18 protein-coding genes are annotated in these 16485 nt (G+C 55.8%); 13 read left to right on the forward strand and 5 right to left on the reverse strand.

Going from position 1 to position 16485, the window contains the following annotated elements; translation table 11 throughout:
* Positions 1-596 precede the first annotated feature (596 nt).
* Both IBX51_RS09475 and IBX51_RS09480 read left to right on the forward strand, forming a co-directional pair.
* Positions 597-2363 carry an EAL domain-containing protein gene (locus IBX51_RS09475; RefSeq protein WP_291830944.1) on the forward strand — a complete coding sequence of 589 codons (1767 nt, stop codon included), beginning with the start codon at positions 597-599 and terminating at the stop codon, positions 2361-2363.
* Between the two features lie 6 nt (positions 2364-2369).
* A complete protein-coding gene (locus IBX51_RS09480; RefSeq protein WP_291830945.1) occupies positions 2370-3176 on the forward strand; it encodes an alpha/beta hydrolase in 807 nt (268 codons plus the stop codon).
* A 303-nt stretch (positions 3177-3479) separates the two neighbouring features.
* Here IBX51_RS09480 and IBX51_RS09485 read toward each other — a convergent pair whose 3' ends face one another.
* The gene (locus tag IBX51_RS09485; protein WP_291830946.1) at positions 3480-4364 is read right to left on the reverse strand and encodes a helix-turn-helix transcriptional regulator; all 885 of its coding nucleotides are present in this window, start codon (positions 4362-4364) and stop codon (positions 3480-3482) included.
* 118 nt (positions 4365-4482) lie between these two features.
* Here IBX51_RS09485 and IBX51_RS09490 point away from each other — a divergent pair, with 118 nt between their 5' ends.
* The 7 genes from IBX51_RS09490 to IBX51_RS09520 all read left to right on the forward strand — a co-directional run bounded on the left by IBX51_RS09490 (position 4483) and on the right by IBX51_RS09520 (position 10148).
* Positions 4483-5181, forward strand: coding sequence for an ABC transporter permease (locus IBX51_RS09490; protein WP_291830947.1), 699 nt, complete (start codon positions 4483-4485; stop codon positions 5179-5181).
* On the forward strand, positions 5178-5921 hold the full coding sequence (locus IBX51_RS09495; RefSeq protein WP_291830948.1) for an ATP-binding cassette domain-containing protein: 744 nt from the start codon (positions 5178-5180) through the stop codon (positions 5919-5921). Before IBX51_RS09490 ends, IBX51_RS09495 begins: the two co-directional genes overlap by 4 nt.
* A gap of 69 nt (positions 5922-5990) precedes the next feature.
* Positions 5991-6797 carry a substrate-binding domain-containing protein gene (locus tag IBX51_RS09500; RefSeq protein ID WP_291830949.1) on the forward strand — a complete coding sequence of 269 codons (807 nt, stop codon included), beginning with the start codon at positions 5991-5993 and terminating at the stop codon, positions 6795-6797.
* A gap of 134 nt (positions 6798-6931) precedes the next feature.
* A complete protein-coding gene (locus IBX51_RS09505) occupies positions 6932-7816 on the forward strand; it encodes a formate dehydrogenase accessory sulfurtransferase FdhD (RefSeq protein WP_291830951.1) in 885 nt (294 codons plus the stop codon).
* 12 nt (positions 7817-7828) lie between these two features.
* The gene (gene mobA / locus IBX51_RS09510; RefSeq protein ID WP_291830952.1) at positions 7829-8416 is read left to right on the forward strand and encodes a molybdenum cofactor guanylyltransferase MobA; all 588 of its coding nucleotides are present in this window, start codon (positions 7829-7831) and stop codon (positions 8414-8416) included.
* A complete protein-coding gene (gene mobB / locus IBX51_RS09515) occupies positions 8413-8904 on the forward strand; it encodes a molybdopterin-guanine dinucleotide biosynthesis protein B (protein WP_291830954.1) in 492 nt (163 codons plus the stop codon). The genes mobA and mobB overlap by 4 nt, the downstream gene beginning before the upstream one ends.
* The gene (locus IBX51_RS09520; RefSeq protein ID WP_291830955.1) at positions 8901-10148 is read left to right on the forward strand and encodes a molybdopterin-binding protein; all 1248 of its coding nucleotides are present in this window, start codon (positions 8901-8903) and stop codon (positions 10146-10148) included. Before mobB ends, IBX51_RS09520 begins: the two co-directional genes overlap by 4 nt.
* 13 nt (positions 10149-10161) lie before the next feature.
* Here the strand turns inward: IBX51_RS09520 and IBX51_RS09525 are convergent, their stop codons facing one another.
* Genes IBX51_RS09525 through IBX51_RS09540 form a run of 4 tightly spaced genes read right to left on the reverse strand, consistent with a single transcriptional unit; the run spans position 10162 to position 14180 of the window.
* The gene (locus IBX51_RS09525) at positions 10162-10638 is read right to left on the reverse strand and encodes a DUF6505 family protein (protein ID WP_291830956.1); all 477 of its coding nucleotides are present in this window, start codon (positions 10636-10638) and stop codon (positions 10162-10164) included.
* Positions 10635-11339, reverse strand: coding sequence for a biotin/lipoate--protein ligase family protein (locus IBX51_RS09530; RefSeq protein ID WP_291830957.1), 705 nt, complete (start codon positions 11337-11339; stop codon positions 10635-10637). Before IBX51_RS09530 ends, IBX51_RS09525 begins: the two co-directional genes overlap by 4 nt.
* Complete coding sequence (locus IBX51_RS09535) at positions 11336-12181, reverse strand: Mrp/NBP35 family ATP-binding protein (protein ID WP_291830959.1); 846 nt, start codon at positions 12179-12181, stop codon at positions 11336-11338. Before IBX51_RS09535 ends, IBX51_RS09530 begins: the two co-directional genes overlap by 4 nt.
* A gap of 19 nt (positions 12182-12200) precedes the next feature.
* Positions 12201-14180: a 4Fe-4S binding protein gene (locus IBX51_RS09540; protein ID WP_291830960.1), complete on the reverse strand. Its 1980-nt coding sequence runs from the start codon at positions 14178-14180 to the stop codon at positions 12201-12203.
* A 150-nt stretch (positions 14181-14330) separates the two neighbouring features.
* Between IBX51_RS09540 and IBX51_RS09545 the strand changes: the two genes are divergently transcribed.
* The 4 genes from IBX51_RS09545 (at position 14331) to IBX51_RS09560 (ending at position 16482) form a co-directional block, all read left to right on the forward strand.
* Entirely contained in the window at positions 14331-14909 is a 579-nt protein-coding gene (locus tag IBX51_RS09545) for a DUF3305 domain-containing protein (protein ID WP_291830962.1), read from the forward strand.
* Entirely contained in the window at positions 14910-15533 is a 624-nt protein-coding gene (locus tag IBX51_RS09550; RefSeq protein ID WP_291830963.1) for a DUF3306 domain-containing protein, read from the forward strand. It abuts the gene before it with no gap.
* 107 nt (positions 15534-15640) lie between these two features.
* Positions 15641-16252 carry a molecular chaperone TorD family protein gene (locus IBX51_RS09555; protein WP_291830964.1) on the forward strand — a complete coding sequence of 204 codons (612 nt, stop codon included), beginning with the start codon at positions 15641-15643 and terminating at the stop codon, positions 16250-16252.
* 41 nt (positions 16253-16293) lie between these two features.
* On the forward strand, positions 16294-16482 hold the full coding sequence (locus IBX51_RS09560; protein ID WP_291830965.1) for a twin-arginine translocation signal domain-containing protein: 189 nt from the start codon (positions 16294-16296) through the stop codon (positions 16480-16482).
* The last annotated feature ends 3 nt before the right edge of the window (positions 16483-16485 follow it).

A 16485-nucleotide genomic window follows, 5' to 3' on the forward strand; every position in this document is an offset into this window, starting at 1 on the left:
TGCCCTCCGGAGGCAGAGGTCAGAGGTTCGAATCCTCTCGGGCGCGCCATATTTATGAAGGACTTGCGTGAAAGCGCAGGTCAGTTTTTTGGTATGTGCCCAAATGGTGCCCTGGCAGTGCCTTATAAATTAAGGCAGCAGGATAAGCTCCTAACATTCTGACCTTTGCACGGCCCTCCTCCAAGCATACTCGGGCACCGAAAAACTCCCTTCAATAATGCTCATTGCAGCAGAAGCCTCAACATCGTTATGACTATGCCCGTATCTAAATCACTCTTTTTAAACCTGCGGACTAAACCATCAACAACTGGTGTTTTCTTTTCGCTAGTAGCCTTCCGTTAAACATAACGACGATTATGCGCAGTGGTCGGATCTCTGCCATCAGGCACCCTGAAATAGGCTACTTAGCTTCCCTGAATCTTCAAAACCAGAAATACGCCCCATTCAATAGGTCGCGCCAATCAAAAATTGTCTACATATAGATATTATTAATATTAGAAATCGCCATATAACATGTAACTTTATGCTATACACAACATGTATTAAATTACAACATGTTCGATTTCTAATCCTAACCATAATCTGTCAGAGCCGGCATGCGAACGTCTGAATCAATCACTCTTGATCAATTCCCTGTCGGCAGCCTCGTTTCGAATGCCTCTCGGGAGATCATTTACTGTAATAGTTACTTCGCACAGAAGTACGGCTATACGGTCAATGAACTGATTGGCATGGATTTTTTTTCCCTTCTTAGTCGAGCATCTCAGATTATGTACGACAGCTATCTCATGCCACTGCTGTTGCGAGAAGGCTGCTGTGAGGAGATTCGGCTAACTATGATTACCTCGGCCAGCGAACCTATACCGGCAGTGGTCAGCGCCAGATTGGACAATAATGATGAGCGTCGAATCTTCTGGAGCGTTGGCCATGCCGCTCGATCTGAGCAGTTATTTGGGGAGCTGACGGAGGCCAGAAAGCTACTACAGCAAAAAGTCTCCCTGCTTCACACTTTGTCCAACACCGATCAGCTGACCGGCTTGCCAAACCGAACGGCTTTGACACGGCATCTGAGTCAGAAAATCGAGGAAATGAAATCGGGGGAATTGGCGTTTGCTCTCGCATTTCTCGATCTGGATGGCTTCAAGGAAGTCAATGACCGTTATGGGCATGACACGGGGGACAAAGTCCTTCGGCTTGTGGCCAAACGGATGACAAGCAATCTCCGTAGTGACGATCTGATTGCCCGTTTCGGGGGTGATGAGTTTGTTATATTGCTGCATGGGCGATTTAATGCTGGCATGGCAGAAGAGTCTCTGAACCGGCTGATTCGGCAAATCGAAGAGCCATTGAAAATAGATTCGCTAACATTGCAGGTTTCAGCAAGCGTAGGTGTGACCCTATACCCCCAAGCGGAAAGTATCACTCCGGATCAACTCCTTAGGCAGGCCGACCAAGCCATGTATCAGTCCAAGCTGGCTGGCCGGAACCAGTTAAGTTTGTTCAACGTCGACAATGAAAAACACCAAAAAGAAAGGCACGCGGAACTTCTTGCTATCAAAGCGGCTATGGCAGCCAACGAGTTTGAGCTTTACTACCAACCGAAAGTAAACATGAGCAGTGGCGAACTACTGGGGGTAGAGGCCCTGATACGCTGGAATCATCCCGTTGAGGGACTGAAAGCACCAGTAACTTTTTTACCGATTATTACGGAAACGCAGGTTGGTCTCGACCTGGGTCAATGGGTAATAAGCAGTGCTCTTGAGCAGCTACAGACCTGGCTTTCAGAAGGGCTGGATGTTCATGTCAGTGTTAACATTTCCGGTTATCACCTGCAACATCCCGAGTTTCTCTCGAATCTCACCCGCGCATTGGCGACATTTCCGGATGTTCCAAAGCACAGGTTTGAAATAGAAGTTCTAGAAACGAGCGCTATCGAAGACGTTGAGAAAGTTTCTCTGGTTCTTTCAAGCTGCAGAATGATGGGCATCCGGGTATCTTTGGACGACTTCGGCACAGGCTACTCCACGCTCGCCCATCTACGAGACTTGTCGGTCGACATGCTCAAAATCGACCGAAGTTTCATCAAGGATATGTTGACGAGTCCGGGAGACCTCGCAATTTTAAGGGGCGTCATTGGATTCGCTCGTGCGTTTCAGTGTGACGTCGTTGCAGAGGGCGTTGAAACTTATCAACATGCGCAGAGCCTCATTAGTCTTGGATGTGATTGGGGACAGGGATATTACATTGCTCGGCCAATACCAGCCTCGATCTTGGCTGAGTGGGTTACTGATTGGATTAACACAGGGTTCCATAAAAAATTTTCACGGCCTCCCGTGCTGCCAATAACCGAATTAAAGGAGTAAACCAGGGTGCTGACCAGAGAAGAGATTGTTGTCCGAAATAATATTGAAATCATAGGGTCAGGTGACACGGTAGTGATGTTGGCCCATGGTTTTGGTTGTGACCAGAACATGTGGCAACACTTGACGCCAAGTCTGAGAGATCACTATACGCTGATTCTCTTTGATTACGTTGGTTCCGGCCAATCACAACTCTCCGCCTTCAGTGAGGCGAGATACAGTACGCTAGACGGATACGCGCGCGATGTCTTTGAAATTTGTCAGGCGTTGAACCTGAAAGGCGTTCATTTCATCGGTCACTCTGTGAGCTGCACCATTGGGCTGCTAGCTGCAATTGCCCATCCGGAGCGCTTTGCAAGCCAGGTCATGATTTGCCCTTCCCCGTGCTTTCTCAACGTACCTCCGGACTATCAAGGCGGCTTTGAACAAGCGGATATGGAAGAATTGATTGACCTGATGGACCGGAACTACATAGGGTGGGCCAGCTACTTAGCGCCTTTAGTACTTGGCGCTGAAAGTTCAGAATTGTTGGTTGGGGAGCTGTCGGATAGCTTCTGTTCGACCGACCCCGTGGTTGCCAAGACTTTTGCAAAGGCAACTTTCTTTTCGGACTATCGTCACCTTTTGCCTCAGGCCAAGCATCCGACACTTATTTTGCAGAGCCAAGTTGATGCCCTTGCCAATGAGAATGTTGGAAAATACGTCTATGAGCATATGCCCCGCAGCACGCTTCGAGTGCTTCCGAGTGAAGGCCACTGCATTCATATGACACACCCAGGTCTGGTGAGTCCTGAAATAAGAGATTGGTTGGACTGAATCAGATCACCGATACGGCTATTGAGCCTGTGCCGCCCTCAAGATGGGTGATCAATCAGCTGACCAATTGTGTCCATGGGTAAATAGAGTGACTGTAGTTCTCCGAACTGCCTTCCCGTTGGCAGAAAACCGTACCGCTTAAAAAAGCGGTCACTTTCCTGCGAAAACGGGTCCGTTACAACCGCTATTCCCGTGTCACTGTACTGAACAATCCGGTACGCCTCTAGATATTGGCTCAATTAATACCGCCCCCCCAAACAATGGTTCGCCGAAGATGGCTGAGATATCGCTCGACAACCTGCCTCACGCATTATAAACCACCCGCCCCAACTCACTGATGTCATACCCCCCCAACGCCTCCGCCCGCTGGCCAAAGCGCTCGCACCCGGCAAACGCCAGCAAGCGCTGCATGGCGGGCTCAAAGTAGTGGCGCCGGCGCATGGCCAGGTCAAAATGTTCCTGCTGCAAGGGAATAAAAGCTAAACCCTGGCGCCGTGCAGCAGCTTCGATGCCGAGGCCGATATCCGCTTCGCCCTGACGAATAGCTAACGCAAGGTCGTCTTCGCTAAGCGACGGGTGAACAGCCCAGCTGAGTTGTTTTGCGTCAATACGGTGGCGGGCGAGCAAGCTCTGCAGCAAATGGCTGACGCCGGCATCGGGTTGACGATGAGCAACCCGGATGCCGGGGCGGGCGATGTCTTCAAGCCTTGCCAGTTGGTGAGGGTTATCGGCCGCCAGCAGAAGCCCCTGCTGGCGTTTTGCCCAGCGGATCAGTACAAGATCCCGCATCCCATTCAGGCCCAGAGTGGCCGGATTATTGTATCGTTGGGCTTCTGCGTGCCAGATGTGCATGCCAGCGAGCACGGCGCGCCCATCGACTAATCGCTGAACGCCATCGCCACTGCCCTGACACAGCAACGCCAACTCCGCGCCGCTCTCTTTAACCGCCCATTCCAGCAATGGATCCTGACTACCCGCCAAAACGGGCGGGATAGGCGCGCTGACGGCATCGTCACCCTCCAGGTGATTCATCAACCACAGATCCAGCCGCTGGCGCGGGAAAAGCAGCTTGCCTGTCACCCGCACACAGGGAATCACGCCCTGACTGACCAAGTCGTAGACCTTGCGCTCTTTGAGCCGCAGGTACTCGGCGGCCTCGGCGGTGGTGAGATAAGCAGGAAGGGGCATTATTGTCTCCAATTGCGCGCGGAAAGCAAAGGGCTGCTTTAGACTGCATAAATTCCGAAAGTTTGTGCAAAGCGTAGTTAAAAACGCCAAGATGCTCAAATAATAAGGAGCCGCAGAAGTGGAAAATAATGCGTTCTATGTGGCGTTGTCGTTACTGTTAAGCCTTGATTCATCGCTAATCCAGATCGTGGTGCTCTCGTTGCAGGTTTCTCTCATGGCGGTAAGCATCGCGGCGGTGCTGGGGTTTCCGCTGGGCGCTGCGGTGGCGCTCTGGCAATTCCCCGGCCGCGGCGGAGTGATCGTCATACTCAATGCCTTGATGGGGCTGCCTCCCGTGGTCGCCGGCCTGATGGTGTATTTACTGCTTTCCCGCGCCGGCCCCCTCGGTGAGTGGGGGCTCCTGTTTACGCCTGGCGCCATGGTCATCGCTCAGGTGATATTGGTGTTGCCGATCCTCGCCGCGCTGTCGCGCCAGAAAGTGGAAGAAATGCTGGGCGAATACCGCGAGCAGTTCGTATCGCTGGGCATGTCACGCTCACGCATGATGCCCACGTTGCTATGGGATGCCCGCTTTGCGCTGCTGACAGTTCTGCTTGCCGGATTTGGCCGCGCCAGTGCCGAAGTGGGCGCCGTCATGATGGTTGGTGGCAATATTGATGGGGTTACCCGTGTGATGACCACGGCCATTGTTCTGGAAACCGGCAAAGGTAACCTGCCCCTCGCATTGGGATTGGGTATTGTACTGCTTACCCTGGTCATGCTGATTAATGCCGGCGCCTACATGATTGGCGAACTGAGCAGGAGGCGGACAGGATGACGTCACTCCACACGCCGTGCCTCGACACCTCCGTCCTGCTCACGCCGCCGGCCCTGTCTTTCCATGGCGTAAGTTTCAGCCACGACGAAAAGCTTTTGCTGGGCCCGTGCTCATTCACTCTCGATGGTATCGGCCCCACTCTGGTCATGGGCCCCAACGGCGCAGGTAAAAGTCTCCTGCTGCGGCTGGCTCACGGCTTACTATCGCCTACTCAGGGCCGGGTGGTCTGGTCTAATGAGGGAGCACCTCGACAGGCTATGGTATTTCAGCAACCGGTGCTTTTGCGCAGGTCGGCTTTGGCCAACCTCACCCATGCCCTGGCAGTGAATAATGTCTCACGAGGGCAACGGGTTAAGCTCGCCCACGAAGCCCTCGATCGGTTCGGGCTGAGCGCCTGCCGCCACACACCCGCCCGGGTGCTTTCAGGCGGACAACAACAGCGTCTGGCTCTGGCACGCGCCTGGGCCCTCTCCCCCCAAGTTCTGTTTCTGGATGAGCCCACCTCGGCCCTTGATCCGGCAGCGATCAAAGCTGTGGAGGCCGCAGTGCTCGATTTTCACCTGCGCGGGACACGCATCGTGATGACCACCCACGATCTGCATCAGGCCAGACGCTTGGCCGGGGATGTGCTGTTTCTCTCAGGTGGAAAAGTCCGCGAACACACGCCCGCTCAGGCATTCTTCAACAGTCCCGTATCCCGAGAGGCACAAGCGTTTGTCGCCGGTGAACTGGTCGAATAGCGCCACTCACAGAATTTTCAGACGAAGTAACTCAAAGCGAAGCCCACAAGCTAAGGAGAGAATAACAAGATGAAGAAGACCCTGAATCTGGTGCTTGCAAGCATAGTTGTGATGGGCCTGTCGTTGAATACGCATGCCCGCGATTACATCATTCTCGCCTCCACTACCTCGACCGAAAACTCGGGGCTCTTTGAATCCATTTTGCCAAAGTTTGAAGAAGTCGCCGGCATAGAGGTACGTGTTGTGGCGGTGGGCACTGGGCAGGCCTTTGAGCTCGCCCGCCGGGGCGACGCCGATAGCCTTCTGGTACACGACACTGCCGGAGAACAACGCTTCGTCGAGAACGGATACGCCACTGAACGTACGGATGTCATGTATAACGACTTTGTGCTGATCGGCCCGACCAATGACCCCGCTTCTGTCCGCGAGGCAAAAACCGCAGCGGAAGCCTTCGCGTCCATCGCCAAAGCCAAGGCAGCGTTTGCATCACGCGGTGATGACAGCGGCACCAACCGCGCCGAGTTGCGCCTTTGGGAGAGCGCCGGGGTTGAGCTCGTTCGCGACTGGTACCGGGAACTCGGCAGCGGCATGGGACCAACGCTCAATACCGCTGCAGCCATGGACGCCTACGTGATGTCGGATCGTGCCACCTGGGTGGCTTTCGGCAACCGCCAGAATCTGACCCTGCTTTTTGAGGGCGACGACGTGCTGTTTAACCAGTACGGCAGCCTCTTGCTCTCTGAACAACGGTACCCCCACCTCAAACACGAGCTGGCCCGGCAGTGGCACAGCTGGCTGATTTCCGAAGACGGCCAACAAGCGATTGCCGACTTCAAAGTGAATGGCCAGCAGCTGTTCTTCCCCAACGCAAACTAAGCCCTCCGGACAGGCCAATAAAATCCCCACAACGCTTGGGGTTTTATTGGCCATAAGTAGCTGTTTTTCCAAAATGCCAAATAGGCTAATCTCTGCCAACGTCCGTAATTAATAGACGATCCAGCGTCTTCATAATGGCTGTAACAAAAATGACGATGACACCTCTGTTACCAAACCCTGCAGATCCGCGCCTGTCCCGCGCCGTTGAGGGCATTGACGAAAACGGTCAATCCAAATCAATCAGCGTGATCGAGGAGCGCCCGCTGACCATCTACCTGAACAGTCAGGAGATCGTCACGGCCATGACCATCGGCGATCATCCGGAGTATCTGGCCCTCGGTTTTCTTCTGAATCAGGGCATGCTGAAAGCGTCTGATCAGGTGACCGGAATTGATTTCGACGAAGAGCTCGAGGTGGTGGTAGTTCGTACCGCTGGCGTCACCGATGTCGAGTCTAAGCTGGAAAAGAAAACCCGCACCTCCGGCTGCGCTGTCGGGACTGTGTTCGGCGATATGATGGCCGGGCTCGAAGGGCTGTCTTTGCCAGACACCCCCGTGCACACCAGCACCTTTTACGATCTGTCGTTCCAGATCAACCACACTCCCAGCCTGTATATGGAAACCGGCGCCATCCACGGCACCGCTTTGTGCCAGGGCCGTGAGGTGTTAGCGTACATGGAAGATGTGGGGCGCCATAACGCGGTCGACAAAATCGCCGGCTGGATGCACCTGAACAACGTCCCGGCAGCCGATAAAATTCTCTACACCACCGGCCGTCTGACCTCTGAAATGGTCATCAAGACGTCTTTGATGGGCATCCCCACACTCATCAGCCGGTCCGGCTTTACCGCCTGGGGTGTCGATATTGCGCAGCAGGTCGGGTTAACGCTGATCGGGCGGATGCGGGGCAAAAAATTCATCTGCCTTAGTGGCCAGCACCGTCTGGTGTTTGATCAGGACTTATCGCAGATTCCGGATGACAACAAGAAAATGCAGCGCAAGGGCGCTCGGAATGATTAACAGGAGCATAGCATGACAGTTTGCGCGGTGATTCTGGCCGGTGGCCAGGCCAACCGAATGGGCGGTGGTGATAAAGGGCGGCTGATGCTGGGCGACCGGTCGTTGATTCAGCGTGTCATTGATCGAATCACGCCGCAGGTTGATGCCGTGGTATTGAATGCCAATGGCGACCTGAGCCGCTTTGATGATCTGGGTTTGCCGGTAGTGGCCGACTCTATCGCCGATTATGCCGGGCCACTGGCGGGTATTCTGGCCGGCATGGACTGGGCAGCAGAGCATGGGTACGAGTGGCTGATTACCGTGGCATCTGACACGCCGGCCTTTCCGGTGGATCTGGCGAAACGATTGACCGTATTCGACACCCAGGTGGTACTGGCCGCCACCCCGGATCCAGAACGTGGCAAGATCGCCCAGCCGACGTTTGGCCGTTGGCCGGTGGCACTGCGGGAGGATCTGCGCGCCGAGCTGAATGACGGCGTGCGCAAGATCCGCCAATGGACCAGAGCCAAGGGCGAAACCCTGGTGCTGTTTGACGAGCACGACTTTTTTAACATCAACACGCCGGAAGATCTGGCCTGGGCGGAGCAACACCTGACGTGAATGTTATCGGCATTGTAGGCTGGAAGAACTGTGGAAAAACCACACTGGCCAGCGCCCTGATTCGTGAACTGTCCAGCCGGGGCTTAACGGTTAACTCCATCAAACACGCCCATCACAGCGTGGATGTCGACCAACCCGGCACCGACAGCTACCGGCATCGTGACGCCGGAGCACAGGAAGTCATTCTGGCGGGTGGGCAGCGCTTTGCCATCATGCACGAGCTTCGCGGCACTGAAGAACCAACACTGGAAGAGTTGCTGGCCCGGCTGGGCCCCTGCGACTGGGTTGTGGTCGAGGGGTTCAAGGCCCAGGCACACGCTAAGATTGAAGTGCATCGGCAGGAATGCCCACGAGAGCCCCTGCACCGGACCGACGCCAGTATCATCGCCGTCGCCACCGACTACGCGTCGGATTTTGCCGGCCCCGGCTTTGATCTGAACAATGCACGCGAGCTCGCCGACTTTATTTTGAGTACCGCAGCACCATGAACGAACTCCGTAATGACTGTTTTGCCCTGCCCCCCGGCGTCAACTGGACGCCGATTGAGGAGGCCCTTGAGAGATTACATTCACGCTTACACCCTGTGGTGGACATCGATCGCGCGGTTCCGCTGTCGCAGGTGAATGGTCGGATCCTGGCAAACGATGTGTTTGCACCACGCGCCCATCCGCCCAGCAGCAATTCTGCGGTGGATGGCTATGCCTTTGCGGGCCCGTTAACTCAGGTGCCCTGTACACTGCCTTTGGTTGCAGGCCGCAGCGCGGCTGGGGAGCCCTACGCGGGAAAAGTTCCCACCGGTCACGCCATCCGCATTCTGACTGGCGCAGTGATACCGACTGGTACAGACACGGTGGTGCTTGAGGAAGATTGCGAAGTCATCGACGACCAACTGCATCTAAAAGGCACCTTAAAAGCCGGAGCCAATCTGCGTAAAGCTGGCGAAGACATCCAGTCGCAAGACAAGATACTGACGGCGTCTACCCGCCTGACGCCCACCCAAGTTTCCGTGCTCGCCAGCGTTGGTGTCGAATCGGTTGATGTCTATCAGCGACTGCGTGTCGGCGTGTTGTCCACCGGTGACGAAGTAAAGCCGGTCGGCGCCACCGTCACTGACTGGCAAATCTACGATGCCAATCGCCCGATGCTGAGCGCTCTGGTGACACAGCTTGGCTATGAACTGGTCGACCTGGGCCATGTTCTGGACCGGGCAGAAGACGTCCAAGCAGCACTGGAAAGGGGGGCGCAGCAATGCGACCTGATCCTGACCAGTGGCGGCATTTCCGCCGGGGACGAAGACCACGTCTCGAAAACCCTGAAAACCCATGGCGACATCAGTAACTGGCGTATCGCCATCAAACCGGGCCGGCCGCTGGCGTTGGCCATGTTTCATGGCACACCCGTGATCGGTTTGCCCGGCAATCCGGTAGCGGCTTGGGTGTGCGCACTGCGCTTTGGCGCACCGGCGATGGCGCTGCTGGCCGGAGGCGAGTGGTTCGAACCCCAGGCCTATGTGATGCCCGCGAACTTTTTCAAAAATAAGAAACCGGGACGCAGCGAGATGCTTCGCGCTCGGATTCGTGACGGCAAGGTGGAGGTTTTTGGCTCTGAAGGTTCCGGACGGGTGACTGGCCTAGCCTGGTCCGAAGGCCTGGTGGAACTGGACGAGAGCGCCCGGCAGATAGAGCCAGGCAGCCCTGTGCGGTTTATTCCCTACGGCAGCTTCGGGCTGTAATTACGCGCCGGTATCATTCAACGCTGCCGTGTACTGCAAAGGCCTCCAATGAGGCATCTTGCGGCGCCCGGGAGCGATAGGTTTCCTCAACCCCCAGCTCAGTCAGGGTGCGACTGACCATCAGCAGCGTGTTTTCTTCAAAGTCTTCACACATGTTGCGCATCTGGTCGATTTCTTCACAGGCGACCGGGTAGGCAGCGTCTATATCCGGCGCGCCGTAACACTCGACAAAGGTTTGCGCCAGGGTGCGGCGCAGCTGTTCGAGTTCCGCGTCGGTGATATGGCATACCCCCACGAAGGTGGCACGGCCACCAGACTCGATACTGTACCAGCCATTGCTGAAAGCCTGGCGGGCCTTGCCTTTCAGGTTTGCCTCCGTCCAGTTGGAGAACTCAAATCCGCCCGATATTGCCCATTCGCCACTTGGCGCGGGCAGGTCGAACACGTTGTCATCGGATACGTCCAGGCGCAGGGTTCGGGCCAGTTTCATACATGCTCCGCGAATTCAATCAAACTCAGGGTCTCGGTCATGACATCCTGGCGTAACAACATTCGGCCTTTGTCATCCAGACCGACAAACAGTCCCGGCCTCGGATACTCAATCTCTTTGCCGAGGGTGTCGCAGCGTGGACGCCAATCGTTGTGTATCCGTTTGAACCCGTCATCCATAAAGTAGGTCAGCCACAGCAGGGTGTGCTTGGACCAGCTTTCCAGCAGTGCCATAGGCGTAATATCAGCGCACCCCTCCTCTTGCAGGCACGTTTCGTCCGGGTTCACGCCGGGCTCGTTGCCTGCCGACCTGAAGGGCACATGAATCCCGATCACCAGCCAGTTCGGGTGCGCCTTCGGATCTGACACGTCTGCTGCGAAGCGAACGCCGCCACATAGGGCGCCATTGACCTTGATCCGGTCTGGCCACTGGAAAAACACCGGCACTTCTGGCGGCGCCAGAGCGCCCAGACTCTCCGCCAGGCCGATCTGGGCCACGTAGACCACCTGAATAGCCTCGTCCAAAGGCGTTTCAGGTGCCAACACCAGAGCCGCACGCAAGGTGTCGCCTGTCTCTGAATAAAAAATCGTACCCGAATCGACCCCGGCGATAGCGCTGCTAACGGCCTTGTCGAAAGGATCGGTATGTCTGGACACCACTTCTCCCGAGAGCAGTGGCGGGAATTGAGGTGACTGACTCATAGGATGGCTCGGGCGTAGACGTCAGAAGCGATAATTTCATCGGCGATCCGTTGGAACGCCTTGGACTGCAGGCTTTCCGGTTTCGACACCACAATCGGAACACCGCCATCCGATCCGATACGGATATCCAAATCCAGTGGGATTTCGCCCAGGAAGGGCGCTCCAAGTTTCGCGGCTTCGGCCTTCGCGCCGCCGGAACCAAAGGGATGGTGTTCTTTACCGCAACCGTCACACACAAAAGATGCCATGTTTTCAATCAAACCAAACAACGGCACCTCCATCCGGTTAAACATGTCGATGCCTTTGCGCGCATCCATCAGCGCAATGTCCTGAGGTGTCGAAACAATAACTGCGCCGGCAACAAAGAACTTCTGGCTCAGGGTCATCTGGACATCACCAGTGCCGGGCGGAAGATCCACCAACAGCACATCCAACCGGCCCCAGTCGACCTGATTCATCATCTGCTCCAGGGCGCCCATCAGCATGGGCCCACGCCAGACGATCGCTTCGTCTTCCGGAGTCATCAGGCCCAGCGACATCAAGGTTACCCCGTGATTGCGCAGCGGCAGAATGGTATGCCCATCGGGGCTGGACGGGCGGCCGGACACACCCAGCATCCTGGGCTGGCTTGGGCCATAGACGTCAGCATCCAACAGGCCCACTTTGAGACCTTTTGACGCCAGCGCCACCGCCAGATTGGAGGCCACTGTGGATTTACCCACGCCACCCTTGCCCGAGGCAATGGCAATGATGCGACCAATACCCTTCGGATTTTTATCCTGCGGCCGGGGCGCATCGGTACCGATCAGATTACTTTTGTCGGCATTAACGTATTGAACCATAAGGTGTCCTGATTAGATTTTAGCTGTCCAGATAGTCATCGCTGGTACGAACCCGAGGGCGCTCGCCGCCTGCCATGGGCGCGCTATCGCCATGGAACTGGGCTTTAACGCGGCAGTCGTCACACATTTTGATGAGCTGAACATTATCAGATTTGGTGTACATCCAGTGTTGGTTTTCCAGCTTCTCAACAATCCGGTTGATGGTGCTGGCCACCCCAAAGGGTGCTCCACACTTGATGCATTCGAACGGATCCTCGCCATGCAGGGGCCGGGCACTCAACGCAGCCTTTGACAGATCCAACTGTGGTTTAAGCATGATTGCCGTTTCCGGGCAGGTGCTCTCGCATACCCCGCACTGAACACAGGCATTCTCGGTGAACTGAACTTCTGGCCGGTCTGGATGATCGCCAAGGGCACCAGTCGGGCAAAGCGACACGCACGCCAGGCACAGCGTACATTTGTCGGAGTTGATTTCGATAGCACCGTAGGGCGCACCCAACGGCAACGGGATGGGCGCGTCGATCTTGTCCGCCATCGCGCTGACGGCAACCCGAGTCACGTCACGGCGGCCGCCGACCAGCAAGACTGGATCACCCACGCGTCCGGCATTATCGCCGGCTTCGCCGAGTTCCTCCGCTGCAACTACCCGAATCCGGCTGGGTGAGTTATGGGTGCCAATCAGCATGGCCTGGGCAAGCTCAACCTCCGCGGTGACGGCTCGGCGATCCAACTCATTGTCTGCCAGTATCAGCACTTCGGCATAACCTGCGCCGAATGCAGCCAGTATCTCGGCATGGCCAATGCGGTCGATGTGTTCCAACCCAAGCGGAATCAGATCGTCCGCCAAGCCGTCGTGGTAACGAGCCAGGTAAGCAATCGCCTCAGACCCAGCGCCCAAAGTATGAAAGACCAGGCGCGGCGTTTCGCCAGCATGTTCCCGATAGGCCTTGGCCATCACATCCAGAGCCCTGGTGACCGATTCAAAAGGCGTCTCGTTCATAGTCACCGCGGAGGTCGGGCAAACCGCCGCACAAGAGCCACAGCCCGCACAGATATCGGAATCGATTTGTACATGATCTCCGGCGGAGAAAATAGCCTCAGTAGGACACACATCGAGGCACCGTGTGCAGCCCGGCTGATTCGCCCGAGAGTGTGCACACAGGGATTCTTCCAGTTTGAAATACACCGTTTTCTCGAACTCTCCCACCCGCTCCCTGGCGGTCAGGGCAATACGCTCCAGCTCGCCGGTTTTGGCCGGATCCGCCCAGAAATAGCCATTGCGTTTCTGGTAGCTGGGGAACGCCGGCGCGCCGCCACGCAGATCGATGAAGACGTCGCATTCGCTGCGGGCCGTGGCCTTGATCTCGCCATAGCCCGGCGCGCCACGGCCGGCAGGATTCAGTGTTTGCAGCTGAGCAAACTCCAGTTTGAAGTTGCCAAGCGCGCCCTGAGCCGCCGTCAGCTTACCTTTGGCGACGTCATAACTGGCGGAGGGCAACTGTATGGGGCCCGCATCATTCACAATGCAGGTAACGCCCAGCTCATCCTGCACCAGCTCCGCCATCCGGATAGCCTGTTCAGTAGGGCCGACAATGCAACACACGCCACTGGACTGGATCACTTTCGCGGGCGCATAAGACGCTGGCAATTGAGCGCCGGCCATCAAGGCCACCTGCTTGGCGTGAACCCGCTTGGGGTTGGCGTTTGCTGCGCTCCAGCCGGCGCGATCCCGGATGTCGATGGTGCTCAGCGGCGCCGATTGGCCAAGCTCAGCCTGCACATCCTCGCCCAGGCGCTCGAACAGTGCAGCTTGCTGACCGCAGGCCACGAGAACCTCGGCACCGCCACTCAGGTGCTCGGCGGCCATATCCATATCCTTGCCGCACAGTTCGTCCACAACAATCACCTGCTCCGCCGCTGAAGCTGCTTGCAGCGCCTCGAAACTAAACGACTGAGTTTTGTCACAAGTGCACAACAGAAGGGTTTTGTTTGGCGTCATCAGGAAAGTTACTCTTTTAGTTATTTTTATACGTATTGGTTTGGGACATGGCTCAATAAGGATGCCATAGCCGTTCGCCCTTGGACAATTGGATAATTGGATAATTGATTCGGCTCTGCTAGTTTCATAGAACAATAAAAGAGAAAAGTCATGAGCAGTCGTACAAACAGTTGGAAACGAGAATTACCCGTCGGGGCCGTGGTTCGACGAACGCCGGGCGTAACCCGTTGGGCCAAACATATCTGGACACCGGTTGCAGTGGTACCCGGTGCGCCGGAAGCATTCTGGAAAGAAATGATCCGCGAGGGTGAGGCCGTGGATTACCACGCCGGTACCGTCACCATGGAGTTATTTCGCGCCGACGTAGAAGGTTACCTCGTTTCTCTCAATATGATGGTTCCGTCAGTATGGGTCGTGTTAGACAGAGATACGGCCGGAGAGTCCCCGTCCGGATGGGTGGTCTCCAGCATCACCGCCAGTGCCCATGAGGCCCTGGACACACTGGACAGCGGCGAAAGCATCGTTGAACCCGTACCGATCCCCGAATCTTTAGCGGCCTGGATTAAAGAGTTTGTTGATATGCACTACGTCGATGAACCCTTCAAAAAACGGCGCCGTGACCGGATCGATGTTGACGCCATCGAAGATGGCAAAGGCGACCCGCGCATTCGCCAGCAGAGCGACGTGTACCGCGCACCCGCTAACATTAAAAATCCGAAAGTTCAGTAAATGATAGAATCACGCTTGCAACGATGGTCGCGTAGAAAAGCTGAGGTCAGCAAAAAGGCTGAGCCTTCCCCCTCTTTGCCGGTTGAAAACGAGCCTTCACCTGAAGAACAGGAGCTCGCGATCAATCAGGCGTTGCCTGAGCATGAGGTTTTGGCGAAGTACGGATTGCCCGAACCAGACGCCATCAAACTGGGCACCGATATCACCGGATTCATGCGCAAAGAGATTCCGGAACTTCTGCGGCGAAAGGCCCTGCGCGCGCTTTGGAAATCCAACCCTGTGCTGGCGGTGCTCGATGGCCTTAATGACTATGATGAGGATTTCACAGACGCCGCCCACGCCGGCGAAGTCGTCAAAACCCTGTACAAAGTCGGTCAAGGCATGTTTGACAAAGCTGCCAAACGGGCTGAGCGCGAACGCGAAGATGAACAGATTGAAGCGCGAGCTGGCATTGCCGAACCCGTGGAATCCCCAGAGCCCGAAGAACCAACCACGGTAATTGAGTCTTCCGAACTCGACAATACGGTTGAGTTTTCCAGCCCGACCCGACAACCGGAAGCGGCCTCTACCGAGCAAGAGACCGAACCTGCGCCGCTCTATCGCCCGCGGATGAGATTTAATTAGACATGATCAAAAACACTACATGTCGAGACACTGGTTGCGCCATGGATCTTTCAGAGCTATAAAGATGAATGGCGTAAAAATCAAACAATAACATTAAGGAATGTGACTTGGTCAACACCGCTGAAAGCCACTGCCCTCGATCGATTAGCGACGAGGATCGCGCCCGAGCCCAGATGTACCAATTACTGGGCGCCTTACTGAGCAACCCACCCTCAAGTGAGCTGCTGAGAGGGCTGGCGAGCCTGAAAGGTGATGACACCCCGATCGGATCTGCTTCGAAAAACCTTGCGGCTCTGGCGCAACGCACCACACCTGCGGACGCCGAACGCGAATACAACAACCTGTTTGTTGGCCTTGGCCGGGGTGAACTGCTGCCATATGCCAGCTATTATCTGACCGGGTTCCTGAACGAAAAACCCCTGGCCAATCTGCGCAGCGACCTGATGGCAAGGGGCATCAAAGCCCGCGACGACGTTAAAGAGCCCGAAGACCACATGGGTACGCTGTGTGAAATCATGGCGGGCATCATTACAGGCGAGTTCGTGAGTGATAGCGACCTGCCGTCGCAAAAAGCCTTTTTTGAAGCGCACATGGGCAAGTGGGCGCGACTGTTTTTTACCGATTTGGAAGAAGCGCAAAGCGCCATTTTCTACACATCTGTTGGCTCGCTGGGTCGAGCCTTCATGACTGTGGAAGCTGACGCCTTTGCAATTCAGTAACCGGGATCTGCCCGATCCCTTAACTCAGGTGGAGATGTCCTATGGACAACCGAAATGACGAAAACAGCCGCCGTCATTTTTTGCGGATGGCAGTCGCTGCAGCTCCGGCTGCCGTGGCAATGGCAGTGACACCCAATGCCGCAGCGGAGGTGGTGAAAGACGCACCTAAAAGCCGCGGTCTGCGTGACACTGAACACACACGTAAATATTTCGAATCAGCTCGCTTTTAATGG

The organism is Marinobacter sp., from assembly GCF_014859525.1.
Classification (GTDB): Bacteria; Pseudomonadota; Gammaproteobacteria; order Pseudomonadales; family Oleiphilaceae; genus Marinobacter.

What these genes read in the sequence shown, in the direction of transcription:
- IBX51_RS09475 (WP_291830944.1), top strand. Translation starts at nt 597, where the DNA reads ATGCGAACGTCTGAATCAATCACTCTTGATCAATTCCCTGTCGGCAGC.
- IBX51_RS09485 (WP_291830946.1), bottom strand. Translation starts at nt 4,364, where the DNA reads ATGCCCCTTCCTGCTTATCTCACCACCGCCGAGGCCGCCGAGTACCTG.
- IBX51_RS09495 (WP_291830948.1), top strand. Translation starts at nt 5,178, where the DNA reads ATGACGTCACTCCACACGCCGTGCCTCGACACCTCCGTCCTGCTCACG.
- IBX51_RS09500 (WP_291830949.1), top strand. Translation starts at nt 5,991, where the DNA reads ATGAAGAAGACCCTGAATCTGGTGCTTGCAAGCATAGTTGTGATGGGC.
- IBX51_RS09505 (WP_291830951.1), top strand. Translation starts at nt 6,932, where the DNA reads ATGGCTGTAACAAAAATGACGATGACACCTCTGTTACCAAACCCTGCA.
- mobA (WP_291830952.1), top strand. Translation starts at nt 7,829, where the DNA reads ATGACAGTTTGCGCGGTGATTCTGGCCGGTGGCCAGGCCAACCGAATG.
- IBX51_RS09520 (WP_291830955.1), top strand. Translation starts at nt 8,901, where the DNA reads ATGAACGAACTCCGTAATGACTGTTTTGCCCTGCCCCCCGGCGTCAAC.
- IBX51_RS09525 (WP_291830956.1), bottom strand. Translation starts at nt 10,638, where the DNA reads ATGAAACTGGCCCGAACCCTGCGCCTGGACGTATCCGATGACAACGTG.
- IBX51_RS09530 (WP_291830957.1), bottom strand. Translation starts at nt 11,339, where the DNA reads ATGAGTCAGTCACCTCAATTCCCGCCACTGCTCTCGGGAGAAGTGGTG.
- IBX51_RS09535 (WP_291830959.1), bottom strand. Translation starts at nt 12,181, where the DNA reads ATGGTTCAATACGTTAATGCCGACAAAAGTAATCTGATCGGTACCGAT.
- IBX51_RS09540 (WP_291830960.1), bottom strand. Translation starts at nt 14,180, where the DNA reads ATGACGCCAAACAAAACCCTTCTGTTGTGCACTTGTGACAAAACTCAG.
- IBX51_RS09545 (WP_291830962.1), top strand. Translation starts at nt 14,331, where the DNA reads ATGAGCAGTCGTACAAACAGTTGGAAACGAGAATTACCCGTCGGGGCC.
- IBX51_RS09550 (WP_291830963.1), top strand. Translation starts at nt 14,910, where the DNA reads ATGATAGAATCACGCTTGCAACGATGGTCGCGTAGAAAAGCTGAGGTC.
- IBX51_RS09560 (WP_291830965.1), top strand. Translation starts at nt 16,294, where the DNA reads ATGGACAACCGAAATGACGAAAACAGCCGCCGTCATTTTTTGCGGATG.